This window comes from Pantoea sp. 1B4, assembly GCF_016925765.1.
Lineage (GTDB): Bacteria > Pseudomonadota > Gammaproteobacteria > Enterobacterales > Enterobacteriaceae > Pantoea > Pantoea agglomerans.
Window position 1 is genome coordinate 933582 of record NZ_JAEUWZ010000001.1, and the last position, 24009, is coordinate 957590.

At 52.8% G+C, this 24009-nt stretch carries 42 protein-coding genes, 1 tRNA gene and 4 pseudogenes; 24 read left to right on the forward strand and 23 right to left on the reverse strand.

Translation table 11 applies throughout. From position 1 onward, the window contains the following. On the forward strand, positions 1 to 1098 hold the full coding sequence (locus JNO11_RS04360; protein ID WP_325176961.1) for an AAA family ATPase: 1098 nt from the start codon (positions 1 to 3) through the stop codon (positions 1096 to 1098). A 37-nt stretch (positions 1099 to 1135) separates the two neighbouring features. Here the strand turns inward: JNO11_RS04360 and ybcJ are convergent, their stop codons facing one another. Next, the gene (gene ybcJ / locus JNO11_RS04365) at positions 1136 to 1348 is read right to left on the reverse strand and encodes a ribosome-associated protein YbcJ (protein WP_003849455.1); all 213 of its coding nucleotides are present in this window, start codon (positions 1346 to 1348) and stop codon (positions 1136 to 1138) included. Then, positions 1349 to 2215 carry a bifunctional methylenetetrahydrofolate dehydrogenase/methenyltetrahydrofolate cyclohydrolase FolD gene (gene folD / locus JNO11_RS04370; protein ID WP_010671240.1) on the reverse strand — a complete coding sequence of 289 codons (867 nt, stop codon included), beginning with the start codon at positions 2213 to 2215 and terminating at the stop codon, positions 1349 to 1351. It lies immediately after the preceding gene. 173 nt (positions 2216 to 2388) lie between these two features. Between folD and JNO11_RS04375 the strand changes: the two genes are divergently transcribed. Then, on the forward strand, positions 2389 to 2892 hold the full coding sequence (locus JNO11_RS04375; RefSeq protein ID WP_325176962.1) for a DUF1198 family protein: 504 nt from the start codon (positions 2389 to 2391) through the stop codon (positions 2890 to 2892). Between the two features lie 94 nt (positions 2893 to 2986). Beyond that, positions 2987 to 3063: transfer RNA gene (locus JNO11_RS04380), tRNA-Arg, on the forward strand. 15 nt (positions 3064 to 3078) lie between these two features. On the opposite strand, the gene JNO11_RS04385 is transcribed toward JNO11_RS04380, so the two are convergent. The 20 genes and pseudogenes from JNO11_RS04385 to JNO11_RS04480 all read right to left on the reverse strand — a co-directional run bounded on the left by JNO11_RS04385 (position 3079) and on the right by JNO11_RS04480 (position 12859). Next, positions 3079 to 4242, reverse strand: coding sequence for a site-specific integrase (locus JNO11_RS04385; RefSeq protein ID WP_325176963.1), 1164 nt, complete (start codon positions 4240 to 4242; stop codon positions 3079 to 3081). 134 nt (positions 4243 to 4376) lie between these two features. Beyond that, a pseudogene (locus JNO11_RS04390) lies at positions 4377 to 4469 on the reverse strand (helix-turn-helix domain-containing protein); the annotation flags it as partial. Between the two features lie 97 nt (positions 4470 to 4566). After that, a pseudogene (locus JNO11_RS04395) lies at positions 4567 to 5233 on the reverse strand (MT-A70 family methyltransferase). 48 nt (positions 5234 to 5281) lie between these two features. Continuing rightward, positions 5282 to 5533 (reverse strand): hypothetical protein, encoded by a 252-nt coding sequence (locus JNO11_RS04400; protein WP_325176964.1) that lies wholly within the window; start codon positions 5531 to 5533, stop codon positions 5282 to 5284. Next, positions 5530 to 5754 carry a hypothetical protein gene (locus JNO11_RS04405; RefSeq protein WP_325176965.1) on the reverse strand — a complete coding sequence of 75 codons (225 nt, stop codon included), beginning with the start codon at positions 5752 to 5754 and terminating at the stop codon, positions 5530 to 5532. Before JNO11_RS04405 ends, JNO11_RS04400 begins: the two co-directional genes overlap by 4 nt. Before the next feature lie 331 nt (positions 5755 to 6085). Then, on the reverse strand, positions 6086 to 6298 hold the full coding sequence (locus tag JNO11_RS04410) for a hypothetical protein (protein WP_325176966.1): 213 nt from the start codon (positions 6296 to 6298) through the stop codon (positions 6086 to 6088). A gap of 72 nt (positions 6299 to 6370) precedes the next feature. Continuing rightward, positions 6371 to 6598 (reverse strand): hypothetical protein, encoded by a 228-nt coding sequence (locus JNO11_RS04415; RefSeq protein WP_325176967.1) that lies wholly within the window; start codon positions 6596 to 6598, stop codon positions 6371 to 6373. Further along, positions 6595 to 6837, reverse strand: a complete 243-nt coding sequence (locus JNO11_RS04420; RefSeq protein WP_325176968.1) for a hypothetical protein — start codon at positions 6835 to 6837, stop codon at positions 6595 to 6597. The genes JNO11_RS04415 and JNO11_RS04420 overlap by 4 nt, the downstream gene beginning before the upstream one ends. Before the next feature lie 49 nt (positions 6838 to 6886). After that, positions 6887 to 7285 (reverse strand): hypothetical protein, encoded by a 399-nt coding sequence (locus tag JNO11_RS04425; RefSeq protein WP_325176969.1) that lies wholly within the window; start codon positions 7283 to 7285, stop codon positions 6887 to 6889. 2 nt (positions 7286 to 7287) lie between these two features. Next, entirely contained in the window at positions 7288 to 8187 is a 900-nt protein-coding gene (locus tag JNO11_RS04430; protein WP_325176970.1) for a recombinase RecT, read from the reverse strand. Continuing rightward, positions 8184 to 9002, reverse strand: a complete 819-nt coding sequence (locus tag JNO11_RS04435) for a PD-(D/E)XK nuclease-like domain-containing protein (RefSeq protein WP_325176971.1) — start codon at positions 9000 to 9002, stop codon at positions 8184 to 8186. Before JNO11_RS04435 ends, JNO11_RS04430 begins: the two co-directional genes overlap by 4 nt. Continuing rightward, positions 9002 to 9313: a hypothetical protein gene (locus tag JNO11_RS04440; protein WP_325176972.1), complete on the reverse strand. Its 312-nt coding sequence runs from the start codon at positions 9311 to 9313 to the stop codon at positions 9002 to 9004. Before JNO11_RS04440 ends, JNO11_RS04435 begins: the two co-directional genes overlap by 1 nt. Then, positions 9310 to 9450 carry a hypothetical protein gene (locus JNO11_RS04445; RefSeq protein ID WP_158001809.1) on the reverse strand — a complete coding sequence of 47 codons (141 nt, stop codon included), beginning with the start codon at positions 9448 to 9450 and terminating at the stop codon, positions 9310 to 9312. The genes JNO11_RS04440 and JNO11_RS04445 overlap by 4 nt, the downstream gene beginning before the upstream one ends. Continuing rightward, positions 9447 to 9608 (reverse strand): hypothetical protein, encoded by a 162-nt coding sequence (locus tag JNO11_RS04450; RefSeq protein WP_191923019.1) that lies wholly within the window; start codon positions 9606 to 9608, stop codon positions 9447 to 9449. The genes JNO11_RS04445 and JNO11_RS04450 overlap by 4 nt, the downstream gene beginning before the upstream one ends. A gap of 151 nt (positions 9609 to 9759) precedes the next feature. Then, positions 9760 to 10059 carry a hypothetical protein gene (locus JNO11_RS04455; RefSeq protein ID WP_325176973.1) on the reverse strand — a complete coding sequence of 100 codons (300 nt, stop codon included), beginning with the start codon at positions 10057 to 10059 and terminating at the stop codon, positions 9760 to 9762. A gap of 119 nt (positions 10060 to 10178) precedes the next feature. Then, positions 10179 to 10715 carry a hypothetical protein gene (locus JNO11_RS04460; RefSeq protein ID WP_325176974.1) on the reverse strand — a complete coding sequence of 179 codons (537 nt, stop codon included), beginning with the start codon at positions 10713 to 10715 and terminating at the stop codon, positions 10179 to 10181. Between the two features lie 2 nt (positions 10716 to 10717). Then, positions 10718 to 10966, reverse strand: a complete 249-nt coding sequence (locus tag JNO11_RS04465) for a hypothetical protein (protein ID WP_325176975.1) — start codon at positions 10964 to 10966, stop codon at positions 10718 to 10720. A 169-nt stretch (positions 10967 to 11135) separates the two neighbouring features. Beyond that, the gene (locus JNO11_RS04470) at positions 11136 to 11579 is read right to left on the reverse strand and encodes a hypothetical protein (RefSeq protein ID WP_325176976.1); all 444 of its coding nucleotides are present in this window, start codon (positions 11577 to 11579) and stop codon (positions 11136 to 11138) included. A 51-nt stretch (positions 11580 to 11630) separates the two neighbouring features. Beyond that, positions 11631 to 11930 carry an antitermination protein N gene (locus tag JNO11_RS04475; RefSeq protein ID WP_325176977.1) on the reverse strand — a complete coding sequence of 100 codons (300 nt, stop codon included), beginning with the start codon at positions 11928 to 11930 and terminating at the stop codon, positions 11631 to 11633. Positions 11931 to 12226: 296 nt separating this feature from the next. Continuing rightward, positions 12227 to 12859, reverse strand: coding sequence for a LexA family transcriptional regulator (locus JNO11_RS04480; protein ID WP_325176978.1), 633 nt, complete (start codon positions 12857 to 12859; stop codon positions 12227 to 12229). Positions 12860 to 12958: 99 nt separating this feature from the next. On the opposite strand from JNO11_RS04480, the gene JNO11_RS04485 reads away from it, so the two are divergent. The 21 genes and pseudogenes from JNO11_RS04485 (at position 12959) to JNO11_RS04585 (ending at position 23605) form a co-directional block, all read left to right on the forward strand. After that, entirely contained in the window at positions 12959 to 13177 is a 219-nt protein-coding gene (locus JNO11_RS04485; RefSeq protein WP_045831961.1) for a helix-turn-helix transcriptional regulator, read from the forward strand. Between the two features lie 119 nt (positions 13178 to 13296). Next, positions 13297 to 13572, forward strand: coding sequence for a lambda phage CII family protein (locus JNO11_RS04490; protein WP_325176979.1), 276 nt, complete (start codon positions 13297 to 13299; stop codon positions 13570 to 13572). Between the two features lie 78 nt (positions 13573 to 13650). After that, positions 13651 to 14534, forward strand: a pseudogene (locus tag JNO11_RS04495) (replication protein). 2 nt (positions 14535 to 14536) lie between these two features. After that, positions 14537 to 15388 carry an ATP-binding protein gene (locus tag JNO11_RS04500; protein WP_325176980.1) on the forward strand — a complete coding sequence of 284 codons (852 nt, stop codon included), beginning with the start codon at positions 14537 to 14539 and terminating at the stop codon, positions 15386 to 15388. Next, positions 15385 to 15621: a hypothetical protein gene (locus tag JNO11_RS04505; RefSeq protein ID WP_325176981.1), complete on the forward strand. Its 237-nt coding sequence runs from the start codon at positions 15385 to 15387 to the stop codon at positions 15619 to 15621. The genes JNO11_RS04500 and JNO11_RS04505 overlap by 4 nt, the downstream gene beginning before the upstream one ends. Then, complete coding sequence (locus tag JNO11_RS04510) at positions 15587 to 16342, forward strand: hypothetical protein (RefSeq protein ID WP_325176982.1); 756 nt, start codon at positions 15587 to 15589, stop codon at positions 16340 to 16342. The genes JNO11_RS04505 and JNO11_RS04510 overlap by 35 nt, the downstream gene beginning before the upstream one ends. 11 nt (positions 16343 to 16353) lie before the next feature. Beyond that, entirely contained in the window at positions 16354 to 16803 is a 450-nt protein-coding gene (locus JNO11_RS04515; protein WP_325176983.1) for a hypothetical protein, read from the forward strand. Position 16804: 1 nt separating this feature from the next. Then, a complete protein-coding gene (locus JNO11_RS04520) occupies positions 16805 to 16984 on the forward strand; it encodes a DUF551 domain-containing protein (RefSeq protein ID WP_325176984.1) in 180 nt (59 codons plus the stop codon). Then, entirely contained in the window at positions 16981 to 17148 is a 168-nt protein-coding gene (gene ninD / locus JNO11_RS04525) for a protein NinD (RefSeq protein ID WP_325176985.1), read from the forward strand. Before JNO11_RS04520 ends, ninD begins: the two co-directional genes overlap by 4 nt. 347 nt (positions 17149 to 17495) lie before the next feature. Further along, positions 17496 to 17930 (forward strand): recombination protein NinB, encoded by a 435-nt coding sequence (locus JNO11_RS04530; protein WP_325176986.1) that lies wholly within the window; start codon positions 17496 to 17498, stop codon positions 17928 to 17930. 280 nt (positions 17931 to 18210) lie between these two features. Then, complete coding sequence (locus JNO11_RS04535) at positions 18211 to 18408, forward strand: hypothetical protein (protein WP_325176987.1); 198 nt, start codon at positions 18211 to 18213, stop codon at positions 18406 to 18408. Between the two features lie 2 nt (positions 18409 to 18410). Continuing rightward, positions 18411 to 18782 carry a phage protein NinX family protein gene (locus JNO11_RS04540; RefSeq protein WP_325176988.1) on the forward strand — a complete coding sequence of 124 codons (372 nt, stop codon included), beginning with the start codon at positions 18411 to 18413 and terminating at the stop codon, positions 18780 to 18782. Positions 18783 to 19049: 267 nt separating this feature from the next. Continuing rightward, positions 19050 to 19409, forward strand: coding sequence for a hypothetical protein (locus tag JNO11_RS04545; protein ID WP_325176989.1), 360 nt, complete (start codon positions 19050 to 19052; stop codon positions 19407 to 19409). Then, positions 19373 to 20011, forward strand: a complete 639-nt coding sequence (locus JNO11_RS04550; RefSeq protein ID WP_325176990.1) for a recombination protein NinG — start codon at positions 19373 to 19375, stop codon at positions 20009 to 20011. The genes JNO11_RS04545 and JNO11_RS04550 overlap by 37 nt, the downstream gene beginning before the upstream one ends. Next, a complete protein-coding gene (locus tag JNO11_RS04555) occupies positions 20008 to 20133 on the forward strand; it encodes a YlcG family protein (RefSeq protein WP_325176991.1) in 126 nt (41 codons plus the stop codon). The genes JNO11_RS04550 and JNO11_RS04555 overlap by 4 nt, the downstream gene beginning before the upstream one ends. Further along, positions 20123 to 20746, forward strand: a complete 624-nt coding sequence (locus JNO11_RS04560; RefSeq protein WP_325176992.1) for a hypothetical protein — start codon at positions 20123 to 20125, stop codon at positions 20744 to 20746. Before JNO11_RS04555 ends, JNO11_RS04560 begins: the two co-directional genes overlap by 11 nt. Positions 20747 to 21419: 673 nt before the next feature. After that, positions 21420 to 21888, forward strand: a pseudogene (locus JNO11_RS04565) (glycoside hydrolase family protein). Next, positions 21885 to 22229, forward strand: coding sequence for a hypothetical protein (locus tag JNO11_RS04570; RefSeq protein ID WP_325176993.1), 345 nt, complete (start codon positions 21885 to 21887; stop codon positions 22227 to 22229). The pseudogene JNO11_RS04565 and the gene JNO11_RS04570 overlap by 4 nt, the downstream one beginning before the upstream one ends. Then, on the forward strand, positions 22226 to 22522 hold the full coding sequence (locus tag JNO11_RS04575; protein ID WP_325176994.1) for a hypothetical protein: 297 nt from the start codon (positions 22226 to 22228) through the stop codon (positions 22520 to 22522). The genes JNO11_RS04570 and JNO11_RS04575 overlap by 4 nt, the downstream gene beginning before the upstream one ends. Before the next feature lie 228 nt (positions 22523 to 22750). After that, the gene (locus tag JNO11_RS04580; RefSeq protein WP_325176995.1) at positions 22751 to 22999 is read left to right on the forward strand and encodes a hypothetical protein; all 249 of its coding nucleotides are present in this window, start codon (positions 22751 to 22753) and stop codon (positions 22997 to 22999) included. Between the two features lie 6 nt (positions 23000 to 23005). Further along, positions 23006 to 23605: a hypothetical protein gene (locus tag JNO11_RS04585; protein WP_325176996.1), complete on the forward strand. Its 600-nt coding sequence runs from the start codon at positions 23006 to 23008 to the stop codon at positions 23603 to 23605. Here JNO11_RS04585 and JNO11_RS04590 read toward each other — a convergent pair. Then, a complete protein-coding gene (locus JNO11_RS04590) occupies positions 23602 to 23985 on the reverse strand; it encodes a hypothetical protein (RefSeq protein ID WP_325176997.1) in 384 nt (127 codons plus the stop codon). The two genes, JNO11_RS04585 and JNO11_RS04590, sit on opposite strands and share 4 nt — an antisense overlap. Positions 23986 to 24009 lie beyond the last annotated feature (24 nt).

Sequence of the window (24009 nt, forward strand, 5' to 3'; positions counted from 1 at the left end):
ATGGCGATTGAACAGATTCAGATCCGCGGCTTCCGCTCGATACGTAACCTGACGCTGTCGCTGCAGCAGCTGAATGTGGTGAGCGGTCCCAACGGCTGCGGTAAATCCAACCTCTACAAAGCGGTGCGGTTGCTGCATGAGGCGGCCAGCGGTCGTCTGGCACTGGCGCTGGCTGAAGAAGGCGGCATTCAGAAAGCGATGTGGGCGGGCGGCTTACGCCGGGGCGATCGCCGACACGATCCAAAGCGGCTGGAGCTGGCGGTAGTGATGGATGACATGGATTACCAGCTGGAGATTGGCTTTCCCGAGCCGCTGGTGACCAGCCTGTTCAATCTCGATCCGCTGGTGAAGCAGGAGCGACTCTGGCTGAGCGGTCAGCAGCGCCGTCCTTCCGCCTGCATTATGCAGCGCGAAAATCAGACCGCCTTTCTGCACAACGTTGAGGGCGAGCGCGTCGCCTATCCGGCGGTGCTGCATCCCGAAGAGTCGCTGTTTGGTCAGCTTGGCGAACCGCATCGCTATCCGGAGCTTTCGCAGCTGCGCGAACGTCTGCAGCAGTGGCGCTTTTACCATGAGTTTGCGGTCTGGCCTGGCTCACCGATACGGGCACCGCAGATTGGCGTGCGTGCGCCGGTGCTGAGCCATGATGGCAGCAATCTGGCGGCGGCCTGGGCGACCATTGTTGAGCGCGGTCATTCCGAACTCCTGTCTGAGGTGATGGAACAGGCGTTTCCCGACAGCCAGTTTGATGTCGATGTGCAGAATGGCCGTTTCCAGATGCTGATGTCGCGCCAGGGCATTCTGCGTCCGCTGGAGAGCGCGGAGTTTTCTGATGGGACGCTGAGGTTTCTCTGTCTGGTTGTCGCACTGCTCAGCCCGCGTCCGCCCGCCTTTATGGCACTGAATGAGCCGGAAAACAGCCTGCATGAAGATCTGTTGCCTGCGCTGGCGCGCTTAATCGCCGAAGCCAGCGAGTTCAGTCAGCTCTGGATCACCAGCCATTCACCCCGGCTCGCGACGTTGATAGCGCAGCATACGGCGGTGAATCATATTGCACTGGAACAGCGGGAAGGGGAGACGTGCGTAAAGGGGGGATGAGCGGGTGTAACAGCGTCCCCGCAGGGACGCCCGGAAATTACTCGACCACAGTAATGCGGAAACCCGCGAATTCCACGGTCTGACCGGCTACGATTTTGCAGCGCTTGCGGGTTTCTACCGCACCGTTGACCTTCACTTCACCCTCGGCAATCACGACTTTCGCCTGTGCGCCGCTCTGAACCCAGCCTTCCAGTTTCAGCAGGTCACACAGATCGACGTGCGGGAATTTACCCAGTGAAAAACTTGTCATTTAAACCACCTCTTTATCATGAAACTCTTCGCACGCCTGCAGCGTGTTTTGAATCAGTGTTGCTACTGTCATTGGGCCCACACCGCCCGGCACCGGGGTAATGTAGGAGGCGCGCTCGGATGCACTGTCAAAATCAACATCGCCCACCACTTTGCCGCTCTCCAGCCGGTTAATGCCCACATCGATGACGATGGCGCCCGGTTTGATCCAGTCACCCGGAATAAACCCTGGCTTACCCACTGCAACGACCAGCAGATCGGCATGCTCAACGTGATGGCGCAGATCTTTGGTAAAGCGATGAGTGACGGTCGTGGTGCAGCCCGCCAGCAGCAGTTCCATACTCATCGGACGACCAACAATGTTGGATGCGCCAACCACCACGGCATTCAGGCCGTAGGTGTCAATGTTGTAGCGCTCCAGCAGCGTCACGATACCGCGTGGCGTGCAGGGACGCAGGGTTGGCGCGCGCTGACAGAGGCGACCAACGTTATAAGGGTGGAATCCATCGACATCTTTATCAGGCGTGATGCGCTCCAGCACTTTAACATTATCAATGCCGGCTGGCAGTGGCAGCTGCACCAGGATGCCATCGATTTCGTCGTCCTGATTGAGCGCATCAATCAGCTCCAGCAGCTCAGCTTCGCGGGTCGTGGCAGGCAAATCGTAAGAGCGGGAGTGGAAACCGACCTCTTCACAGGCGCGGCGTTTGCTGGCCACGTAGATCTGTGATGCCGGGTTTTCACCCACCAGAACCACTGCCAGACCCGGCGCGCGTTTTCCGGCGGCCAGACGCTGCTTCACTTTTTCCGCAACCTCAACGCGCACCTGCTGCGCAATCGTTTTACCGTCAATAATTTTTGCTGCCATCAGAGAGGAAATCCACTGTGTTGTGTTGAATCGGGGAAGAGGGGTATTTTGTCAGAAGCGCGGCGCGCTGTCAGTTACAGTTTCAGCCGCGTATGTGCTTTCCGGCTTTTTCGTCGCGACGAGTGCCAGCCTGCATGCGTATGATATCTGCAGGACAATCCGGGGACGATGTAATGATTTGGATAATGCTTGCTACTCTGGCGGTGGTGTTTGTCGCTGGATTTCAGCTGCTCACCGCTCGCTCACGCCATGCCGCTCAGCGGCTCAGCAAACGGCTGCAGCTGCCACCGGTACAGGTGGAATCAATGATCTCTATGATGGGGAAAGAGGCGGCGAAAGAGTTTACCGACTATCTCAGCAGCGATAATGAAACGCATCTGCATAATGGCGCAGCGGTACTGCTGATCTGGCAGGTGTTCATTGTTGACGGCAGCGAGGAGAACAGCCAGCGATGGCATGCGATTCTTAGTCGTGCCGGTTTTCCACCGCTTATTAACCGCCAGCAGTTGCTGCTCGCGCTGGGCTTTCTGCGCCAGCTGGAGCCGGACATCCAGGAGCTGCATGCACTTCGTGAGCAATACAATGCGCGTTTCACATCACAAGGGATTGAGCTGGAAGGAGAATTTACCGACAACAGTAAACTCGTGTCGCTCAGCGAATGGCGCAGGCGTCACTGACGCCAATTGGTCATTACCGCAGCACTTCGCTGCGGAGAAACGGCAAAAACGTTGACGTACCCGCTTCCCGACGTATAATCCGTGCCATCTCCATGCGCCCTTAGCTCAGTTGGATAGAGCACCGGCCTTCTAAGCCGTAGGTCACAGGTTCGAATCCTGTAGGGCGTACCAAATAAATTCAACGAGTTACCCCCTTCCTCCAACTACCAGATTTTCCACATGGGACAGATTTGGGACGCGACTGCCAAAAATCGCATCAATTTGCCGTGCATGCTCCGTTAAGTGGTTCGGTGCCAGGTGAGCATATCGCTGTACCATCTCAATGCTTTCCCAGCCCCCCATTTCCTGCAGCGCCGATAATGGAACGCCAGCCTGAATCAACCAGCTCGCCCATGTATGCCGAAGGTCATGGAAACGGAAGTCCTCAATACCAGCCCGCTTCAATGCTGCGCGCCACGCAGTGTTTGAATCGACCCGCATCTTCCTGACGCTTGCCGTCGTCGTTCCGTCATTACGCTTCACCGATTCGGTGTGAACAAATACCCAGTTGTGATGACGGCCAATCTGTCGTCTCAGGACGGATTCAGCCATTTCATTCAGTGCTACGCCAATAGCTCTGCCTGATTTACTCTCTTCCGGGTATATCCACGCCACCTTTCTCTGCAGGTCAATCTGCTGCCACTTCAGGTCAACGATGTTCGAGCGGCGCAGGCCTGTTGCCAGCGCGAACTCTACGGTAGACTTTAGTGGTTCCGGACACTCATCAATCAGTCGCTTTGCCTCAGCGGGTTCGAGCCACCGCACCCGCTTGTTTCTTTCCTGAGGAACTTTGATAACTGGCGACTTCTCGATCCACTTCCACTCACGTTCCGCTGCCCTCATCAGCGCCTTCATCAATGCCAGGTGCTTTGCCTTGGTGGAGGTGGAGACGGCAGCCGGTTTGTACTCCCCGATATCCAGTCCTTTCTTCGCCATCGACACGGCGCGCTGTTCCCACCGCTCCTTTGCCTTCCGGTTGGTCATCCTGCTGACCGCGGCGTAAATCTTTGCCTCGCTGATATCCTTCAGCAACACGCCTTCAAAGTGCATGAGCCAGAATCCGATCCGGCCCTTATCAGCATCGAGTGATTTCTTGTGCGCCTTTTCTTCCAGCCAGCGCAGGCAAGCTTCTTCGAACGTAACATCCGGGAAATCACCCAGCCGCTCTATTCGCCATAACTCAGCCTTTCGCCGGTCGTGAAGCTCCTGTGCTTGCTTTCGGTCCTCTGTGCCAAGAGATTCCTTAATGCGCTTCCCGCCTGGCGTCGTGTAACTGCCGTACCAGACGGCACCTCTGCGGAAGATCGACATGATTTATTCTCCTCATGTGCAACCGCCGCGCTCACGGCGACAGTGTGCATTGGATTGTTGAGGGCGGCAATACAGGCCTGACGGGTGAGGAGGTAAGGAGACTTCGGTTTGGATGGGTCTTTGCGCGTTGCCATGAGCCTGCCGGTGCGGATCCACTGCTGGCAGGTAGGGCGTGAAATCCCAAGGAACGCGCATGCCTCATCCATAGACAGGGCATAGGTTTCCATATCTACTCCTTATGCGGCCAGTTCCAGACCAGCAATATGAGAATAAAAACGGCGAGCCAAAGAGTGAACTCGCCGGGGCTGATGTTGGGGAGGGCGTTCATGCTGCTTCATCCGATCTCCTGCCGGAAGGGATCGCAACGCCGGGTAGCAACTCAATATCATTGCGGGGGGTTTTCATTTCCCCAGTGATGCCATCCTGTTGCGTCGCCGCGGCTGAATAACTCAATGCGTGGAACATCACCGTAAAGCAACTCCAGCCGGTGGCGGGCTTCCCAGGGCTTTGCGCTGTGCTCCCCAAGCGGGCTATATATGACCTGCTTTACTGATGCGTTAACCCTTTCAATTCCGCTGCCGCGCACCGCGATCAGTAAATCTTCCGTGTTGGCTCTGGTGTAGTTGCCGCCGTTCATACGCGTCTGCGTGTTCAGCAGCGCCAGAAAATCGTAGAAGTCACTCACCTCACCATCTGCGAGCGCCTTATTGATATGCTGCTCGGCCAACTGATTGAGTTTCACCCAGGTGAAACCCTTCATCGTCCTAACCTTAAATCCCCAGGCTTCTGCGAGTTGTACTGCTTCGGCGTTATGGGTGCCGGTGTACCACATCGCCAGCACTGCATTGTCGGCAGCGATATCCCAAACCGGCAGCCGCTTAATATCTGCGATCGGCATCGTTTGGTAATGGTCAGTTGCTGCGCCGTTGCTAATGGTATTGCTGTACGACCAGGGTGGATCACAGTAGATGAGTCGATACTTCTCAGACATAACAACTCCTCACGCAGAGCGCGATAGTGAATAGGGTGGGTGGGGGGGTTACTTAACGTCGAACTTTAGAAGAGAGATTTTCTTTATCTGTTTATCCAGCGACTTCAGCTTGCGGATCCTCATCTCCTCTGCGTGCGCCATCGCTTCTTCTTTGCTTAGGTGCCACTCATTTCCATGGAAATACTGGTCAAACTCTCCCCGCTGTTGGGCTTTCTGAATAAACGTGTCGTCGCTTATCTCGCCTTTGGTGCTATAGATTCCAAATGTGAGAGCATATTTAGTTATGTAGGCAACCTTCACTGTCTTATCTCCTTATCCACCTGCCGCACATAGAAAGCCAACCAGCGCTTTGCTGTAAAGGTATCTGGCGGCAGGGCGGTGATTGATTTGGCGTGCTTGTCGAGAAGGGAGGTAATGATGCGGTCGTGTTCTTTCTTGGGCCTGCCGTCTATGGCGTTGATGATTTCGCTCCTGCACTTACGCGCTACTGCCCTTAGCACGTTCTCAGCTACTGGCTCCATGGTTACTTCAGGCTGATGTGACGAATCATGCCTGACGTGAGTGCTTTATAGAGAAGTGCAAGGTCGAAGAGTCCGTGCGCATGACCTAAAGCATTATGAAGGTCTGCTATTGCCTCATCACGCTTGCGCGTTGCTTCGGTTCGAGTGGGCGAATCTCCGTCACTTCTAATTGGCAGAGCGAATGCAGTCGATCACCTTCTAGAATGCGACATACAGCCGCGTTCTCGTCATGGCATAGCACGCGCACCTTTGTACCCGCACCATGTATTGGTGGCGCAATCTCACATACGCACCCCAGCGGGGGGCAAACCATCTCCATTCCACTCAATACTCATGCCACCCTCCTATGCTGCTTAGCGCGCTCAATACGCTCGTAGTCTTCCCTGCATTCGCTACAGCAGAAGAAGCCTTTATCTACTGGCTCCTCGCAGTTATAGCAGGCTCCGGTAAACTGCATCTCCGGGCGTTTACGGTTCGCCAGGGCAATCTCAATCATCTGCTGCTCGCGTTCTGCGGCTTCATCAATAGGGTCTGGATGTGTCATTTCGGTTTCCTATAGGCAATAAAAAACCGCTTTCGCGGCTGATTCGGTTCGTACAATGTCTGTTGCTGAAATTTAGTCAGCGACCTTCTTGATGCCGCATAGCTTGCAATACTGATAGCTACCGCCGCATTCAACCAGTTTCAGAGTGTCCCATTGGTGCTGGCAAGGCGTAGCCTTACGCAGCGCCAGTAACTCCTTTGCCATGACAACGACAGCCTCGACCGAGACATGGCTCGCAAAATCAACGCTTGTTGTCACAGACTCAAGATAGAGGTTGCTGGGATATTTTTTGTCGCTCATTTCGCCTCCTTGATGTCAGCGCGCAGGTGTAGCTCCGTTCCGTCAGGCAGCTTAAAAACTTTGATGTCATCGCTGTTCATTAGATGCATAGCAGCGGCATAAAGAACTTGGTCCGTCACGTCCTCTTTGGCGCCAACAAACTTGCGCGCATCAGGAGCCATGCCCCTTACTGCCTTGCTACGGCCGGCGAAGATGGTGTTCGTAAGCGGGCTAACGCCGATAGTTAATGGATTACACATTCTCTTACCCCTTATGCCGCTGTCAGGCTCAATGCCGCGGCGAAAATAGTTAGTCCAGACAGCCCGGATACCAGCCGCGCTTAATGGGTCGAGCGCGCTTTTCGGCTGCGATGATGTTTTGCTGGCGCTTGTCTTCACCGCGCTCTGCAAGTGACCGGCGGCTGATGAGCATGGTTTGCGGGCGGGTCGGAGTGAGGCGGCTTGTGCTGATAAGCGTGTAGGTGTAATCGGTGCACCCATCTACCGGCACAGGGTAGGTAGCCTCAATCACCGCTGTTTTACCGCGCAGGCATCCACGCATCAGCCCGTTAAAGTCACCGAGCGTCATATGAAAAAGGGCGCATAATTCGCGCCCTGTCATTGGTCGTTTGGATAGCTGGAAGGTGACTTTCTCTTTGAATCCGCTGTTCGGGTGATTGTTGCGCCGGTACTGAGCGAGCTTTCGCATAGTTACGCTCCCGCCTCTTCAATCTCCGCTTTGCGAAGCAGATAAACATCGGTCGCCTTTTCGAGCGTTTCAGCCTCGCTTGCCAGCATGCGCGCCGCGTATTTGTAGAAGCGATCCAGACTCGCAACGGAATCAGCGTTAGCAGAAGCTTCAGTGAAATCGGCAAGCAGCTCATCCGGCGTGCGCGCTGCTGCACTGGTATTCGTCGCCGGGTTAATTTCGCGCTCGGGCTGCTGTGTTTCAGGCTTGCTGTTAATCAGGTTGTTCAGGTCAGCGCGGCTGCGTGCCGGGGTGACATCGCGTTCTGCTCGCTGCGCCGGTTCAAACTCATCCGGAGTATAAACACCGAGAATCACGTCCGGGCAGTAGAGGCGCGCCCAATACTTAACAGCCAGATATGCCAGCTGCTGCTTTGGCGCCGTCTTCCACAATGGGGAATTGCGCGTAGTGACGTACTCCATGTAAAGCGGCTCACCCCATGTGATTTCTGTTTCGCCGCGCAGCACTGCGCCGACGCGTACAGACAGCCCGCGCTCATTCGATGCGTTTGCTGCGCCCGGCTTAAACTTCTCCCAGTCACCGCCGTATTCATATTTGAATCGGCCCTGAACGGCGGTTGAACTCGTGATTACCGCATTGACCAGCTGAGCCTCATAACCCAGCGTGCCGTTAACCAGATGCGTTTTCTGCGCCACCGCGTAAGGATTCATTCCCCACTGAGCAGCCTGTAATGCGATCGCCAGACAGTCAGCAGGCTTGCCGGACAGGTGAGCAGGAACCGTTGCCTTGCCCTGCGCCATGACTTCAGCAAACGCCTGCAGCTTATGCAGGCCGCTCGGGCTGAAGATTGCCGCCTTGGTGTCAGCCTCATTGACTGGCGCGGTGATGATATCGTTGCTCATGCGTAATCCTTTCTCTTGGCCCAGTCCGGGCGTGTAATTTCTTCGATGCCACCCCAGTTACCGGACAGCATGCATTCGTGATAAGTATCGAGGTTGCGGCGGAACAGGTCGTAGCCCACGGCAACATCGTCCTCCTGCAACTGGAAGGTGCGCACAGGGTACCGGCCGCAGTCGATCGCCTCGCTGACTGCGATGAAAACGAAAAGTGGGTATTCACTGAAGTGCTTGCTGAAGCCTTCGCGGTAATAGGCGTCCTGAACGTGATAGCGGAACTCTTCAACGTGGCGGGCGAAGCGGGACATATCAGCTACTTTCTTCACGTCGACAATAACGGGCTGCCCCGACAGGAACTTGTCCGGACGGATACGGCAAAGTTCGCCGGTCTGTTCGTCATTCCAGTAGATTGACGCCTCCTGATGACCTTCGGCGTCAAGCAGCCAGCGTGCCGCCGGGTGGGCGAGGGTGCTGGCGCGCATAAGCTGCAGCTTTCGGCCCTGCTCGGCATCCATGACCGTCATTCCCGAGCTTTCGCAGTCCTTCAGGAATCGCTGCTCATCGGCCTTGCCTTCATTGGTTCGCCGGTTGAATGCCGGGGCCACGATAAACCGCTTATCAAACTCTTCAGGCTCCAGCAGCAGGCAGTGCAACGCAGTTCCCATATCCAGCGCCGATTTCTTCTCGTCGTCCTCCGGCGCTTCTTTGCGCCACTGGAAGATGGCCGGGTTGATGGCAATGTCGTCCAGCTGTGATTTGCTGATGCCCGGGCCGCCGTGATAGTCCTCGTTGCTGATGTCGTAATAGATGCCCGGCTGCATTATGCCGCCTCCTGATTTCCATGTTTGTTGCGGTAAATCCCGATCGCAATTTCACGCCGCGCAACCCGCACCATCGCTTCACGTAAAAACGCCTCAGCGGCTTCGTGCTGCTCGTCGTCTTCATCGAACATCTCAATGGCCGGGTAGTCGTAATGCTTCGTCAGGAATGCGCACAGAGCAGGCATTAACGGGTTTGTCTTGTGCTGGTTCATTCGCGCATCAACTTCTGCGGCGATGAACTCCAGTTCGCTATCCGGCAGGTTGTCGGCGATATCCTGCACCTCGTACCGGGCGATTCTGTTCAGTCTCATTTCTTCTCTCCCAAGCCAAGGCTTTTCAGCATCAGGTTGATGAATGTGAAATCCTTCGAGTTCTCCAGCATCTTGCGATGGCGCTCTAACTCTTCCTGCTGCTTCTGGTAAGGCAGGGTGGGTGATTGAGTCTTCACGGTTTGCCCTCCTGCGATACGACCTGTAACAGACGCTCCCAAAGCTGCTGTAAGCGGCTCTTAGGCTTCCACGACATAACGTCAGCGCCGGTGAGTTTGAAATCGAACATGGTGTTTTTGGGGCAGCCCGATGCCGCCCCAGCAATTGCGAGTTGCATGGGGATACTCCGTTGAATGGGTTAGGTTGGTGTAAAAAAAGAAGGCCGCACTAAGCGGCCAAATCGCATCCTGTTCTGTCTCTATCATTTGAAACTTCACAGCGTTGGTGCGTAGCACCTCAAAGCCGTCTGAGTAGACAGCTTTACGGTGTCACTCAAACCACTGCGAAGCGAGGTAAGCCGCGCCAGCAATTTTGTGCTCGTGCTTTGGTTCGAAGCACGAAAGGCACGCCTGGATATTCAGCATTGCCAGATTCCAGTCGATGCCATCCTTTGCTTTCGGCCACTCATCCTTGTTTAGCCCGCCGAAGAACCACTTACTAACAAGCTGACTCCACTTGTTGGAGTCTTTCTTAAACTCACCCGGTATTAATGAATAGGCAGGAAGAATCTTCATGGCCTTGCCACCAAATGCAATATCGAGTTGCGTCACTTCAATTGGCTTTTGCATCTTCAACCTCCTGCTATAAAGCCCAGCCCCATCAACACACCAGTCACCAACCAAATGAATATGTAATTTCCAGTGCTTATCATGGAGCCTCCAGATATGGAAAAGCCGCTCAGTGGCGGCTAGTGAAAACGGATACAACCGTTGTTGGATGCCATATCTAATGCTTCGCGCCAGTACTGATAGTTTTCGTAAAAACTACCGCCTTCTAGCTCTGCTTTTTCAGCAAAGGCAGCAAAATCTGCAGCGAGTTTTTTGCAGACAACTGTTCCGATAACTCCATCGCAATCGCTGAAATTAATCAGTTCGTAAAACGGCCCGCCCCTTGCTGCCAGTGCGCCGGCAAAATGGCAGTATTGAGTTTTCCCATACTGGGTTTGTTCAGTCAGAGGATAGCTGGCAACCTTCGCCAATTGATCTCTCCACCAGTAATGGCCGCCATACCCGATGCCATGCCCAGTGCAGTCTTCGTATGAGTAGACTGCGCCACTCTCAATTTCATCGGCTCGCCCGGGAAAATCAGGGTTAACCCACGGAGTGAACCATGAGCCATCCCATGGCAAAGCCTCGAGAGTTTTATTGTCAATTGCTTCACCATCGTCATTAATGGTCGCATCAAGCTTTTTAATGCCGCTGTATGCTGAAATATCCAGCCCCATATCTACCTCGCCGTTACGATGTCTTTTTTAGTTGCGATAGCCCGCTCAGATGCTGCTCGCTCATCTTCCCACTCCGACACTGCAATGTGCTTTTGCTGGAGCTTATCAATCAGCGCTTCGCGGCTCTCTCGGGGAAGAGAGGTGAACATTGCAGAGATGCAGCCAGAGATTCCGCCGCTGCATTCTGATGTAATGCCGTTGGCCCAGAACTTAACCTTTGCGGTGAAATTTGGTTTCTTATTGCTAGCCATGCTTACCTCGCTGTAATGCTTTCTGATTTGCGGTAACCCGCGTTGAATAATGCAATCTCCGGCAGACATACCGATGTGCTCTCATGCCTGTCACGCAGAGAAGGGGAGGAGCAAGCCTCCTAAACTTTGCATTGCAGGCAATAAAAAAACCCGCCGAAGCGGGTTTTTGTCATTTGTTTGGCTTTAGCCTTTCCATACTGCTGACCAGCGCCATCAATCTGGATTTGACTGTCGGCACATCTAAACCGTTCTGCACGTCCCGGCTAAGGCCGGATAGGTCTTGAGACCATGCGGCTACTGCATCCCGGAACTGCCTGGCTATGCTGGCCTGCCTGATTCTGCTGCTCTCAAGCTCGCTGACGCGTTGCCTGGCCTCAATCTGTAGTTTTCCCTTGCCTGCCGCCAGGGCATCGATGGCTACCTGCTTCATTTCCGCTTTTATGAGCGGATGAAAGTTATCAGCCCCCAGAAAAACTACATCATCAAGCGCTTTAAACAGGAGCAGGCAATCAGTGTTCTGCTTGCTGCGTGTGTCTACGCACTGAACTTCAACTGCCGGAGTAAAGCCAAACTGCTTAACCCGCATAGCGGTATATTGCATCGTACTTTTCAATCTCTGTCCTCCCTGTGCTGTTTATCTATTAATCGGCAGTTGTGTGAAAAACTATCGTGCTGTCACTGAATCTGATTTGCGATGCCCTGCGTGGTAAATAGCTACGTCCGGCAGGCAGATTGAGCCTTGAATATCTCCGCCGATATACTTCGCTGCGCCCGCCATAATCTGCTTGTGATATTCGGTCTCGGTATCGACTGCCTTCACCACCCGGTCAACGGGCTTGCGGTTCAGTGTCAGAACCGGTCGGCAATCAGGTTTGGCCCTCACACCAACCAACAGGGGGTTGGCTTGCTTCCACGCTGATTGCTTCTCAGCGCGAGCTGCACGGCGTTTCTCTTGTGCATTCATGGTCATTCTCCTGTCAGTTAGCTTTGGCTGAGCGATGTCACTCACCAAAGCTTGCTGCTTTGAATGTTTGCGCTTTTTCAGCGCCAGATTTTAATGAGCGCGGGAATCAAATCCGTTTCCCTTTACTGCCTCAGCGTCGTGCTGATGAAATAACAATACAGGTAAAACTGTAATATCGTCAACAGATAAAACTGTATTTTTATGGGTTGTATACATATATATCTGTAATGGAAGGGAATTAAATTTTATATGGGCGAAAAAAAACCGCCGGAAGGCGGTTTGGGAGAGGTTTAAGATTAGCGTTTTCTGCGGTAAATCCGGTGCTCAACCATTGTTCCAATTATCTGGATGTGGCGCTCAGCACTTTTCATTATCGGATAATCGTCATTCAGAGGAAGCAACTCAAAGTGCTGACGGCCGTCTTCAGCAACTGTAGTGGGTCGGTATTTCTTAAACGTGGCTTCATGTTCGCCGTTCTTAGCCACTACAAACTCACCAGGCGCTGGCTCTATCTCGGGGTCGACAATTATCACATCACCTGCTTTAAAGTCTGGCTCCATTGAGTCGCCTACGATCTTTAGCGCGAAGGTATATTCTGACCAGTCCATATCTGTCATCACGTATTCGCAGCTGCCATCTAAAGCCTCTATGGGGCTTTTGGTTGCCATTTCGCCTGCCTGCACGTAGTTGATCAAGGGAATCCTCCTTGTATTCACCTCGCTTACTGGCTGAAAGTTGCCGCCGTTCATGAGCCAAGATGGGTCAGATTTGAGTGACTCGGCGATCCCTACAATATTGCGAGGCTTTAATGTTTTGCCTTCTTCAATACTCGCCCATGACTGCTGCCTGATGCCAGCTTTTTCTGCTGCTTCTGACTGAGTGAGGCCAAGCTCAATTCTTCTTTGCTTAACGCGATCCGCAAGGTTCATAGGTTCCTCTCCATTTCCCCACATCCTCACAGTTAATACTGTATTTGACAAACAGAAGTAACTGTTAGAGAATACAGATAAAACTGTGGAGGTGAGTTAATGGATACAATTTCTCAACGCCTCAAACAGAAGCGCATGGAGTTAAATCTTACTCAAGCGCAGTTAGCTGAGAAAGCTGGCATGAAGCAGCAATCTCTACAGCGAATTGAAGATGGTACGACTCAACGTCCCCGCTTCCTGTTTGAACTGGCCTTGGCGCTCAAGTGTGATCCGCTCTGGTTAATGTACGGCACCAAAGGCGGCAGTAAGGCCGCCTAGTAATTCCCGCTCTTAAACATCCCCGCCCTGAAAAAGGGCAGTAATCAAAACAAATGATTCGCACGTGACCGCCATATGGCCGTCGCGCAATTACTTATTCAACAAAGGAATATTACGAAATGGAACGCGCAAACAAACGCAACGAGGCGCTGAGAATTGAAAGCGCCTTACTCAACAAGATCTCACTGCTTGGCACCGAGAAGACAGCAGCTGCTGTTGGTGTCGATAAGGCGCAGATAAGCCGCTGGAAACGCGACTGGCTACCTAAGTTCTCAATGCTGCTTGCAGTGCTGGAATGGGGTGTCGTGGATGACGAGATGGCTCATTTGGCCCGGCAGGTGGCGAACATTCTCACCAAAGAAAAAGCGCCGAATGCTGGAACATTCGACGCCTGATAGCAATTTGCGAACACAAATAACTGGAGAAAAGTATGCCAGGAAGAACTGGATATGTAAACAGTGGCGGGGTGCTTTATGAGTAATCTCGCTTACAGCAACGTTTCACCAATCAGGCCTGATGCAGAGGCCGTGGAGCGCCGTGTGGTCGATACCGATAATGGGTTTACCAGAATCGCTAACGAACTACTGGAGGCTATCGCAAGCGCCGATTTAACAGCTCGTCAGTTGAAGCTAATGCTGGCTTACATCCGTAAAACGTACGGCTTCAACAAGAAATCAGATCGCATCGCAGATGACCAGATTGCTCAGATTACTGGCCTGTCACGTCAGAACGTGAACAAGGCTAAGAAGGAGCTGATTTCTATGAAGTGCCTGATAGTCGAAGGGAGTCAAATCGGTGTTAATAAGGAGGTCTCAGCGTGGCAATTCAGCAAGTGTCTCCAAGTTAGCAATTTTGTCTCTAAGTCAGAGACTTCAAATGTCTCTAAATTAGAGACTTCGGATGTCTCGAAATTAGAGACACACAAAAGACATTCTTCAAAAGACAAGAAAGACAATATTAATAAACCCCCCTATAGTCCCCCAGCCTGAAGAAGTGAAACCGGCTGAAAAGCCAAAGGCAAAAACCTTCGACCCGATGGACGTCGTGCTACCCGAATGCGTTTCTGCAGAGCTGTGGTCTTCATGGGTCTCATATCGCAGGGATATCAAAAAAGGCCATCAAATCGATGCAGACCGTCACCCAGGCTCTCAACCTGTTAAGCCAGTGTCATTCGAAGGGCCATTCACCTGAAGAGATCATCAACAACAGCATAGCGAACGGCTGGACCGGCCTGTTTGAACCAAAACAAGCCAAGAGTCCTGCGCGGCAGAATACCGGCCCGGCGCGCGCTGTGGCTGAGCAATTCAACAGCAAAGACTATGGCACGACTGACACGCCAGCCTGGTTGGAGGGTTAATCATGGATTACAGAACTGAAATCGAATCGGTACGCCGTAAACTGGATGACCTTAGCCATCCTCCAAAGGTACTGGATCACGTCACGTTTGAAGAGATTCAGGCGGTATGTGACAAGCACGGTGCATTCCAGCAGCGTTGCAAGAAAGCCAATCTGCTGACCCGCGTACTTGAAACCAAAAGCGAATGCCCGGCCTGCCTGTCTGAAAAGCTGGCGAAGCTGGAAGCAGACGAAGCTGCATCAGAGAAGCGCTGGAAGCAAAGCCAGATTGACCGGATGATTGGCGACCTGCAGCTGCCTGAACGTTTTGCCGGTGCCACGCTGGATAACTATCAGCCTGTCAACGATGACGCTGCGCGATGCCTGAAGCTCTGCAAAGCCTATGCCGCTAAATGGCCTGAACGACTGAAGCAGGGTGGCGGCCTGGTGATGTGTGGCAAGCCTGGTACAGGAAAGAATCATCTGGCGCTGGCGATCGCAAAGCACGTTATCAACGAGCACCAGAACTCTGCGCTGTTCACGACAGCTCTGCGCATCGCACGCCTGTTTAAATCCACCTGGTCAAAGAACTCTGAGCGCACTGAGGCTGAGGTTATCCGGATTTACACCGACCCCGAGCTTCTCATCATTGACGAGGTTGGCGTGCAGTTCGGCAGTGAAGCAGAGAAGCTGATCCTGTTTGAAATCATCAACACCCGCTATGAGCGGATGATGCCGACCATCCTGATTAGCAACCTGCCTAAAGACGAACTGGCCACTTTCATCGGTGAGCGCGTAATCGACCGCATGAACGATGGCGGCGGCTGCACACTCGCTTTCACCTGGGAATCCTACCGCTCGCGGGGTGTTGCATGACACAGGTAACTCAACTGGTAATCACTCAGCCGCTGATGCGTCAGGCACGCAACCTGCAACTGGCAATCATCGACCTGGCTAAGAAGCGCGACCTGAAGCCGGAGCAGTTCCGGGCCCACCTGAACGCAATCGACATGCTGGCGCGTGAAGCACACGACCTGATGGTTGATGCTGAGTTTGAGCACGAAGGAGATGGCCATGATTCACTATCACGGCGGCCCAATAACGCCTGACACCTGCGCCATCAAAGCCTGGAAATCCCGACACGCATTCATCTCCTTCGCCCATGCCAGCCAAATTAATCTTGCCTCTGAATTCTGCCAGTCATTCGCCCTCGATAATGGCGCGTTTACTGCGTGGAAAGCAGCTGGCCGGAACAAAATTGACTGGAGCGATTATTACGAGTTCGTGGCGCGCTGGAAAAATCACCCAGGCTTTGACTTTGCAATCATCCCTGATGTAATCGACGGGGGAGAAGCTGAGAACGAGGCACTACTGGATGAGTGGCCGCACGGCGATTTCTACGGCGTGCCGGTCTGGCACATGAACGAGAGTGATGAGCGATTTATCCGGCTATGCAACGATTACCCGCGCGTGGCCATCGGAAGTTGTGGTGAGTACGACGTTAAGAGACCAAATCTGGCTGTAGCGCGCATGAAAGACCTGATCCGGCACGTTACAGACGATTACGGCCAGCCCATCGCCAAGCTTCACGGCCTGCGCATGCTTAACCCACTTATCTTCACCAAACTACCGCTGGCGAGCGCTGATAGCACTAACGTTGCCAGAAACATCGGTATCGATAAGGCATGGTCAGGAGCGTATGCCCCGGCATCGAAAGAAACGCGGGCGGCCCTAATGGTCGAACGCATCGAGTCACACAACAGCCTAGGCTCACTGCATTACTGCGAGCAACGTGACCGTTTCAACATGCAACTGCAACTGGCAGTTTGAGGAGGCACCCAATGAACAAGCTAACCACTGAATGGTGCGCGTATTTACTTAAGGATTTGCAGCGCCAGAGCATAACAGGATGCGGAATTGGAAGGTCTCAGGAGGGGTACCTTGCCGCCCTTGAGATTGCACTCCCCATACTGGAGAAGCAGGAGCGCGGATGTCAGAAGTGTGGCGGAACTGGAATGGCAGATAGCGGCGGAACTCAGCCATGGGGCGAGCAAATTCTGGTTGAATGCGACTGCAAGTTTGAGCAGCAGGAACGGGGTGAGGGTGAGTGGGTTGAGTGGGGTGGTGGTGAATGTCCAGTTGATGCTAATGCTAAAGTGGAATTCAAAACCACTTCAGGTGCCATTTCCAGAGCAAAGTTCCTGAACTGGCATCACGTTGTCGCCGGGGAAGACATCATCGCCTACCGCATCATCCCGGAGCAGCCCACCAATCAGAACGGAGAGCAGTGATATGTGGTCATGGATAAAATGCAGCCATCGCCTGCCTGATTCGGATGGAGCATACCTTTGTTGGGATGGGCGGCATGTAGCCACCTACGCATTCATTTTTGGCAATTGGCAAGCTAACCAATTCGTAGCGCCAAACATTACCCACTGGCAACCACTCCCATCACCACCGGAGGATGTATGAGTCATGAGCCGCATTACCGCTGTGACCGCTGCGGGATGAAGAAGCCACCTGAACGATACCGCGAAGGCCAGCCGTGGTGGAATAAGTGGTGCATTCGCTGCGAACAATCCCCTGCCGGCCAATTCCCTATCCCGGAAACAGATGAACACCGGAGGAACTCATGAAGAATTTTACCTTTTACGCAGTCGAGGATAGCAAAGGTCTAGTTTCTATCCGGCACGATAGCTACAGCACTCTGAAGGCACTGTTTGCATCTAAGGCAGACGCTGAAGACTGCGTGCGAAAAGCCAAGATAGGTGGGCTAAAAGTGATTCCAGTTCAAGTTATTTCACAGGTGTAACCATGAACAACGTAATCCTCTTAAAACGCTCTGAGCACGTCATATCAGACGCTGAGCTGGATAAGCTGGCAATCGACATCAGCCGGTTCGCTCAGAAGCATGCAGGCACACTCAGCCTGAGCCACGGCATCAGGAAGTTACTTAGCGACGCATTAAAGCGAGACAAACGCGATGGAGAAAGCAACGTTCCTGCTTAGGAGCGACAACATCCGACAGAACTGCATCAGCGCCATCCAGCAACTCCCCGCCAATCCCGATAAACCTCTGCAGGTAACCATCCAGGAAGACACCAGAAGCCTTGCGCAAAATCGCATGCTTTGGGCCTGCCTGCATGATGTATCAAGCCAGGTGGTGTGGTACGGCAGAAAACTTAACCCGGAATGCTGGAAGCATATTTTCAGCGCCAGCCTGAAAGGGCAGGAGACGGTGCCGGGTATCAATGGCGGATTTGTGGTGCTGGGCCAGTCAACAAGCAAAATGCGCGTCAGTGAGATGCGAGATTTAATCACCTTAATCCATGCCTTCGGTGCCGAGCAGAACGTCAGGTTTAGCGACGAGTCAGCGCGTGCTGCTGAATGGGCAGGAAGGTTCGGGAGTACATCATGAGCAAAATCAAAGCAGCATTGCTGGGCATTCTCTCTGACGGGAAATGGCACCAGACGTCAGAGCTTATAGGGCCGGTATGCAAGTCCTGCCGCACTAACCGGACAAATGTGTCTAACACCCTCAGCACCCTCTGTGGCGGCCATCACGTTGTAAAGGAGCACATCACTGGCGCAAAACACAATTCATGTCGCTACAGGCTGGCAAACGAGCAGGCAGGATTTGGCGTCAGTCCGGTTATGGCAGATTTCAATCAGCTACTGAACTCAGTAAGGGGGGCACCATGAAAACGTGGTTCACCCATGACCCTGTAGACACCGAAACCGCCGCTGAACTCCTTTCCCGCTATGCCTCCCGCAATATCAAAACTCAGAAGACACTCGCACTCGATCCGCGCCTCTGGATTGTGTCCGCGCTGCTGCCTGAGTTCCGGGAAGAGCCAAAGCCGAGCCGTCAGTATAAAAACCCAATGTGGAGCTGAAGATGAATTACGCAGAAATGACAGATTTTGAAATTAACTTAGCAGCGGCGCACATAGCGATGGGCGCTGATGATTACGATTGGAGTACTGAAAAGCAAGAGGTCTATATTGCTGGGATGGATGGGGGAGAGTTTTTACCTCACGCGCATTTCAATCCATGCAACTCATGGGCTGATGCCGGACCGATTATAGTGAGCAATAAAATTTCTCTGCATGCACCCAGCCTGCTAGGTAGCTGGAGTGCTGAATTTGTTGGCAGCGACGATGATGTTAATGATGGCTATGAAGTGGATTATTTCCAGCATCGCAACATCAACCCACTCCGCGCCGCCATGATTGTCTTCCTGATGATGCAGGAGCAACCCAATGCATGAACGCTGCTGCCGCTGTCACATAACACTCACCTCAGAAGACAAGTATCACTACGGGGCTAACTGTGAAAATTGCGAGGTAGATTACCGCTATGAAGAACACGAACGGGACCAGCCAATCAAATCTGCCTACTGGCGATGGCGTGCAATCTGCTTCTGCATGCGCTTTCTGTTCTGTGGTGCTGCCAGAGTCGGTGGTTTATTGCTGCACAAGCTGCGAAATAAACCTGATGCAGGATCCACACTTTCGGATGTGCGGAGAGGTGAATAATGCTGACCTTTAAACACTTTTGCGATCGACCTACATGGGCCGTAGCAGCGGGCTATAGATTCAATTTTATCGACTGCCTGTCACAGGCAATGGTGAGAATGAATATCTGTAGTGGAATAAAAGATGTTCTGCTCGAAATCCCCGACCTCGAATTGAGAGAGGCTTGGTATAAGCTACCAATCAGTTTGCTGGCTATTGGCGTGGCAATATCGTGGCCGCTGATTTTCTGGATATTCGGTATCGTCACTTACGCACGCTGCATTCACGCCAAGAAGAAATATTCCGGGATAAAGAGCGAGATAGTTTTGAATAATCTTCGCGCATGGCTTCACCAGTTCGAAAGGGGGAGTCATGGCTAAAGGCACACAGCCGAAGCCGAAGAAATGCAAATGCTGTCCTGAAAAGTTTATCCCCCCGCAATAGCCTCCAGACCGTCTGCTCTCCCAAATGTGCCATTCAACTCGCTAACCAGCTATCCGAGCGCAAGCAAAAGCGCCAGGAGAAAGCTGAGCGGGATGATCTGCGCGCGCGAAGAGAAAAGCTTAAGACCAAATCGGATTGGGCTAAAGAGGCACAGGTTGCGGTTAATCGCTATATCTTCTGGCGAGATTTTGGGAGGCCATGCATAGCCTGCGGCAGGCAACTTAACTACGGCGTTCGTGGTGGGGCAGTAGACGCGAGTCACTATCGCTCACGAGGCGCGGCACCATGGCTCCGCTTCAATGTCTTCAACAACAATGCTGGATGCGTTCACTGTAATCGTGACCTGTCCGGAAACCTGATCCCCTACCGAATAAACCTCATCGAGAAGTTTGGCTTGCACAGGGTCGAGCGCATCGAGCATGACAACACCGTTCGCAAATTCGATATCGAGTACCTGAAGCGAGTGAAATCGATATTCACGCGCCGGGCACGCCATTACGAGAAATTGCGTAAACGTCAGATGGAGTATGCAGCATGACCGAATACCTCAGAGAAAAGTGGCAGAAACTCCGCATTTACAAAAGGCGCGGCGGCTTTGCAGTGGATTACCGGATACTCAGGAATATGGCGAAGATGATGGGGGTTAAGCATGCGCATTGAGCGTGACTATCAGCAAATCGTCAGGCTGTCAGGTGTCAGAACAGCAGCGGACATGCGCCGGTTATTCGGCAATGGCTGGAAGACCATCAACAAATCACAGCAGGCGTGGGTACGTCATCTGCTAGGCGTATGGGGCGATCACCTGGGCGGAGAGGATTACGACCGTGCAGAGGTAAACGTGATTGGCCGCCTGATGATGCGCTGTGAGTGGAGTGAGCAGAAGGGTAAGCAGATAGAGAAAATCGTGTCACAGTTGCATTGTGAAGGGCTGCGTGGTGAAGAGTTATTCCGCAAGGCGCGTGACCTGCTTATTCCTCAGTCATCAACGGCAAACATCATCGCTCTCGCCAAAGAATCAGATGATGCCGCCTTTGTTGAATCAGTCATGGTAAAGACATTCGGAAGGGATAACCCGCTTCGGAACGTAGCCAGATTACGATACTGCAAGCGCAAGAGCGTGCAAAATATCGGCTCATCCCTGATTTATTACTGCAGCATCACACCGAAAGAGGCCCGCAACAGAATGGAATGGGCGATGGATATCATCGAAGGAGAAATGTTTTACGCAATTAAGCGAGAAATGGAGAAGGAGATTCCTAAAATTGCTGCGTGATTATACAAAATAGCACGAATTGCCAAAGACAAAGGGCATGCGACCTGGCACATTAGCGGCATGATCGGGAAGTGAAGCGAACAGATCGCAGCTTTACCGGTCAGTTGCATAAATGTGGATGCCAAAGAGCCTCGCGACCTCACCAGTCGGCGGGGCTTTTTTTATTTCTATACCCCACAGGGGATAAGATTCACCGCATACCCTGTAGCGGATAAGTAACATCACTAAACTATTTCAAAGGTCAGCCATAGAGCTGGCCTTTTTTTGTTTTGCGCACGCCATACAACACCAGAAGCGATTTCCCCTTGATGGCGTAGCGCATCTTTTTTCAAACACAGCGGATGTAATTGCGGCGGGAGAGATGCAGGAAGGTTTCTTACGTGACACTAAGAATTCTAACCTGGCTCGCTCAGTTCACAATTTCATCAATTCCTAAAAGCGAGCCTCCAGTCCTGGAGGTGGATATGAAAACTATGGCAGACAAAGTGACGACAGCCGCGGCGTACACAACGTCGGGGGGCGACTTTCCTTGCCGGGAGCATGTCTCTAAACGAGTGGTTAGCTGTGGGTGGTTTCATTCTGGCTATCGCGACATTCATTGTGAACATTCACTTCCAGCGTAAGCGAGACCGGCGTGAAGAGCGCATGAGTCAAATGAGATGGAGTCCGGCGAATGAGTCAGATAATCCCGATCCTCAACTTTGAGGAAGGTTACATTGAAACGCCTTACCTCGACACACTTGGGTTTCCCACGGTAGCCGGTGGCATCCGCATCGGGCCCAAAGGCGCGCCAATCAGCAGCTACACCTTCCGGGTTCCTCGCAAAGTGGGGGGATGTGTGGAAGCAGGTGATCGTGGATGAGAAGGTTATCGACATGAACACCCGCCCGGCCATCTACGCAGCACTGAAGCAATGCAACCCGGCGCGCGCAGATGTCCTTTACAGCATGGCTTACCAGATGGGCGTCGATGGTCTTGCAGCCTTCAAAAACACGCTAGTCATGATTTCCAATGGTAATTTCACTGGAGCCGCGGAAGGGATGCTGAATAGCCTGTGGGCTAAACAGACACCCGGTCGCGCCCGCCGTCATGCTGAAGTCATGCGCACTGGCTCGTACGACATCTACAAGGGGAAGATATGAACGTTATCGCCTTCCTCGCCGTGGTTGTCGTTGTGCTCGCCGTGGTGCTACTCGTGCGCAAGTACAGCTCAGTTGAGTTCGTTGCTCATGCCCGGTTGCTGTTTAGAGCCTGGTCAGTCTGGCTCACTGGTGCCGGTACATTGCTGGGCGTTTACCTTGCCTCAGCGCCTGATGCGATTATCTCCGCCTGGAACATGTTGCCGCCTGACCTTAAAGCAATGCTTCCGGTCAACATCGCGCAGTACGTGAGCTACTTCATCGTGGCACTGGGTGTAATCGCGCAGTTCATCAGGCAGCGTAGCCTGGCAGATAAGAAGCAGCAGATGGATGGGCAGCCATGACGACTCTCGTTCATCTTTTCGCGGGCGGCTGGAATTACGTTCTCGCCTTCTTTGCTCTCATTGCTGCCGGTGTTGCTGCTTACTTCAGTGGCAAAAGCCAAGGCAAGACAGAAGAAAAGGCAAAGGCTGATGTGGAAGCCGCAAAGGTAGAGTCACAGCAGGTTAACGATGTGGCTAAGGTGCAGGCAAGCAATACGGAGAAGGCCAACAGTGCTAAAGAAAGTAATGCTTCTCTGTCTGACACTGCCGCTCGCGACAAGCTGCGCAGATCTGACTTCAACTCCGACGACTAACCCGGCGCCCACCAAAACAGTCGATTCACTTTGCACTCTGGATGCACCTATCAGGACACACGGCAGAGATGCTGACCTGATGGACATCAGAACGGTGAGGGCGATCAACACGCATAACGACCTATGGGTGGCGCTGTGTGGGAAGCCAGTAAATCTGTAAGGCATTGCAAGAGGCATCAACTTTTCCAGATGCCTCTGACAATGCTCAACAGTATGTGGAGAAACATAATGGTAAATGGGCAAATCACCATTCGTAAAAAGTGGGTGCAACTGACCGACGGCACCGCAGATTTAGATGCACAGATTGCCAATGGCTATTTGTGGGTGCTCGACACCACTAACGCTGACAAGCCTCAGCAGGCACCAGCCGATAATGCGCTGGGCAGAGTAGAGACCAACTCCCTGAGCATTACTAAACCATCTGTTGTGTGGGTAACATCCCCGACAGGCGATCCGGTAACCATCTTCGCTATGTGAGGCCATATGACCGTTTACTATGGCAATCAACAACGAGGCAGCCAGGTTGGCGGGCAGGGAAGTGAACCTGTTCCCAATAAGCTCTCAGTTGGCAGCGTCATCACGCTTTCGCCTGGCACCAAAGCCGCAGTGGAGATAACCGGTGATGCGCCAGCGCAGGTGATTAACTTCAGCCTGCCAGCCGGTAAAGACGGAACCAGCCCGACACTGAAGATTGGGAAGGTGACCACACTCGCTGCAGGTAGCCAGGCAACCGCATCTATTGGCGGAACGGCTCCTGACTACACGGTTGATTTCGGCATCCCCAAAGGTGACGCCGGAACCAATGCAACGCCTGTTCAGTTTGAAGTGGTATCAGGCGCTGTAGCCACTGCAGGACAAAAGGTTGCAGTCACCTTTGCCAAAAAGTATTCGACGCCTCCTGTGGTGCTTCCTAATGCAATCTGGAATGGTCAGCAACTCATACAGGGTCAGGCGTCCGAGATAACCACTACGGGCTGTAACGTGACAGTGATGCAGTCTCGCGGCACGTTATTACTGTCGAGTGGCTCATTCGAGAGCGCAGCGGCTAAAGCAGTGTTCAGCATGTTCGTGATAGGGAGCTAGCATTTACGGATAACATCACCGACGAATGATTTAGTGCCATCTAGGTCATCGCTGAATCCAGTCCTTGTCATGGTGTAGAAAACCTTCTTTTCATCGTCAGAAATGTTCCACGTTTCAATAGAGCGCCTAGGATCCTCGAAATAGGTGCCTATGACTGACTTTCTATTTAGCCCGATGAAATTCAGATCGCTTCCAATAACCGTCGAATGCTCCTTCTCAGCCTTTACCTGAAAAGTTTGGTTGCTGAATGCATCTTCAGAAAAGCGATAGGAGTTTGATTTCGTGGCTGCCATGCCATGCAGGTTGCCAACCACCCAGCAATCTGCATGTGAGCTGATAGAGAAAAATACCAAAGCAAATCCCATAGAACGTTTAAGCATCACAATTTCCATTTTATGAGGAAG

What these genes read in the sequence shown, in the direction of transcription:
- JNO11_RS04480 (WP_325176978.1), bottom strand. Translation starts at nt 12,859, where the DNA reads ATGAACCTTGCGGATCGCGTTAAGCAAAGAAGAATTGAGCTTGGCCTC.
- JNO11_RS04475 (WP_325176977.1), bottom strand. Translation starts at nt 11,930, where the DNA reads ATGAATGCACAAGAGAAACGCCGTGCAGCTCGCGCTGAGAAGCAATCA.
- JNO11_RS04510 (WP_325176982.1), top strand. Translation starts at nt 15,587, where the DNA reads ATGATTCACTATCACGGCGGCCCAATAACGCCTGACACCTGCGCCATC.
- JNO11_RS04465 (WP_325176975.1), bottom strand. Translation starts at nt 10,966, where the DNA reads ATGGCTAGCAATAAGAAACCAAATTTCACCGCAAAGGTTAAGTTCTGG.
- JNO11_RS04500 (WP_325176980.1), top strand. Translation starts at nt 14,537, where the DNA reads ATGGATTACAGAACTGAAATCGAATCGGTACGCCGTAAACTGGATGAC.
- JNO11_RS04590 (WP_325176997.1), bottom strand. Translation starts at nt 23,985, where the DNA reads ATGCTTAAACGTTCTATGGGATTTGCTTTGGTATTTTTCTCTATCAGC.
- JNO11_RS04450 (WP_191923019.1), bottom strand. Translation starts at nt 9,608, where the DNA reads ATGCAACTCGCAATTGCTGGGGCGGCATCGGGCTGCCCCAAAAACACC.
- JNO11_RS04360 (WP_325176961.1), top strand. Translation starts at nt 1, where the DNA reads ATGGCGATTGAACAGATTCAGATCCGCGGCTTCCGCTCGATACGTAAC.
- JNO11_RS04490 (WP_325176979.1), top strand. Translation starts at nt 13,297, where the DNA reads ATGGAACGCGCAAACAAACGCAACGAGGCGCTGAGAATTGAAAGCGCC.
- ninD (WP_325176985.1), top strand. Translation starts at nt 16,981, where the DNA reads ATGAGTCATGAGCCGCATTACCGCTGTGACCGCTGCGGGATGAAGAAG.
- JNO11_RS04530 (WP_325176986.1), top strand. Translation starts at nt 17,496, where the DNA reads ATGGAGAAAGCAACGTTCCTGCTTAGGAGCGACAACATCCGACAGAAC.
- JNO11_RS04385 (WP_325176963.1), bottom strand. Translation starts at nt 4,242, where the DNA reads ATGTCGATCTTCCGCAGAGGTGCCGTCTGGTACGGCAGTTACACGACG.
- JNO11_RS04375 (WP_325176962.1), top strand. Translation starts at nt 2,389, where the DNA reads ATGATTTGGATAATGCTTGCTACTCTGGCGGTGGTGTTTGTCGCTGGA.
- JNO11_RS04430 (WP_325176970.1), bottom strand. Translation starts at nt 8,187, where the DNA reads ATGAGCAACGATATCATCACCGCGCCAGTCAATGAGGCTGACACCAAG.
- JNO11_RS04570 (WP_325176993.1), top strand. Translation starts at nt 21,885, where the DNA reads ATGAACGTTATCGCCTTCCTCGCCGTGGTTGTCGTTGTGCTCGCCGTG.
- JNO11_RS04585 (WP_325176996.1), top strand. Translation starts at nt 23,006, where the DNA reads ATGACCGTTTACTATGGCAATCAACAACGAGGCAGCCAGGTTGGCGGG.
- JNO11_RS04540 (WP_325176988.1), top strand. Translation starts at nt 18,411, where the DNA reads ATGAATTACGCAGAAATGACAGATTTTGAAATTAACTTAGCAGCGGCG.
- JNO11_RS04545 (WP_325176989.1), top strand. Translation starts at nt 19,050, where the DNA reads ATGCTGACCTTTAAACACTTTTGCGATCGACCTACATGGGCCGTAGCA.
- JNO11_RS04435 (WP_325176971.1), bottom strand. Translation starts at nt 9,002, where the DNA reads ATGCAGCCGGGCATCTATTACGACATCAGCAACGAGGACTATCACGGC.
- JNO11_RS04410 (WP_325176966.1), bottom strand. Translation starts at nt 6,298, where the DNA reads ATGACACATCCAGACCCTATTGATGAAGCCGCAGAACGCGAGCAGCAG.
- JNO11_RS04560 (WP_325176992.1), top strand. Translation starts at nt 20,123, where the DNA reads ATGCGCATTGAGCGTGACTATCAGCAAATCGTCAGGCTGTCAGGTGTC.
- JNO11_RS04425 (WP_325176969.1), bottom strand. Translation starts at nt 7,285, where the DNA reads ATGCGAAAGCTCGCTCAGTACCGGCGCAACAATCACCCGAACAGCGGA.
- ybcJ (WP_003849455.1), bottom strand. Translation starts at nt 1,348, where the DNA reads ATGACAAGTTTTTCACTGGGTAAATTCCCGCACGTCGATCTGTGTGAC.
- JNO11_RS04580 (WP_325176995.1), top strand. Translation starts at nt 22,751, where the DNA reads ATGGTAAATGGGCAAATCACCATTCGTAAAAAGTGGGTGCAACTGACC.
- JNO11_RS04485 (WP_045831961.1), top strand. Translation starts at nt 12,959, where the DNA reads ATGGATACAATTTCTCAACGCCTCAAACAGAAGCGCATGGAGTTAAAT.
- JNO11_RS04515 (WP_325176983.1), top strand. Translation starts at nt 16,354, where the DNA reads ATGAACAAGCTAACCACTGAATGGTGCGCGTATTTACTTAAGGATTTG.
- JNO11_RS04550 (WP_325176990.1), top strand. Translation starts at nt 19,373, where the DNA reads ATGGCTTCACCAGTTCGAAAGGGGGAGTCATGGCTAAAGGCACACAGC.
- folD (WP_010671240.1), bottom strand. Translation starts at nt 2,215, where the DNA reads ATGGCAGCAAAAATTATTGACGGTAAAACGATTGCGCAGCAGGTGCGC.
- JNO11_RS04405 (WP_325176965.1), bottom strand. Translation starts at nt 5,754, where the DNA reads ATGGAGCCAGTAGCTGAGAACGTGCTAAGGGCAGTAGCGCGTAAGTGC.
- JNO11_RS04520 (WP_325176984.1), top strand. Translation starts at nt 16,805, where the DNA reads ATGTGGTCATGGATAAAATGCAGCCATCGCCTGCCTGATTCGGATGGA.
- JNO11_RS04415 (WP_325176967.1), bottom strand. Translation starts at nt 6,598, where the DNA reads ATGAGCGACAAAAAATATCCCAGCAACCTCTATCTTGAGTCTGTGACA.
- JNO11_RS04455 (WP_325176973.1), bottom strand. Translation starts at nt 10,059, where the DNA reads ATGCAAAAGCCAATTGAAGTGACGCAACTCGATATTGCATTTGGTGGC.
- JNO11_RS04575 (WP_325176994.1), top strand. Translation starts at nt 22,226, where the DNA reads ATGACGACTCTCGTTCATCTTTTCGCGGGCGGCTGGAATTACGTTCTC.
- JNO11_RS04420 (WP_325176968.1), bottom strand. Translation starts at nt 6,837, where the DNA reads ATGTGTAATCCATTAACTATCGGCGTTAGCCCGCTTACGAACACCATC.
- JNO11_RS04535 (WP_325176987.1), top strand. Translation starts at nt 18,211, where the DNA reads ATGAAAACGTGGTTCACCCATGACCCTGTAGACACCGAAACCGCCGCT.
- JNO11_RS04440 (WP_325176972.1), bottom strand. Translation starts at nt 9,313, where the DNA reads ATGAGACTGAACAGAATCGCCCGGTACGAGGTGCAGGATATCGCCGAC.
- JNO11_RS04505 (WP_325176981.1), top strand. Translation starts at nt 15,385, where the DNA reads ATGACACAGGTAACTCAACTGGTAATCACTCAGCCGCTGATGCGTCAG.
- JNO11_RS04555 (WP_325176991.1), top strand. Translation starts at nt 20,008, where the DNA reads ATGACCGAATACCTCAGAGAAAAGTGGCAGAAACTCCGCATTTACAAA.
- JNO11_RS04460 (WP_325176974.1), bottom strand. Translation starts at nt 10,715, where the DNA reads ATGGGGCTGGATATTTCAGCATACAGCGGCATTAAAAAGCTTGATGCG.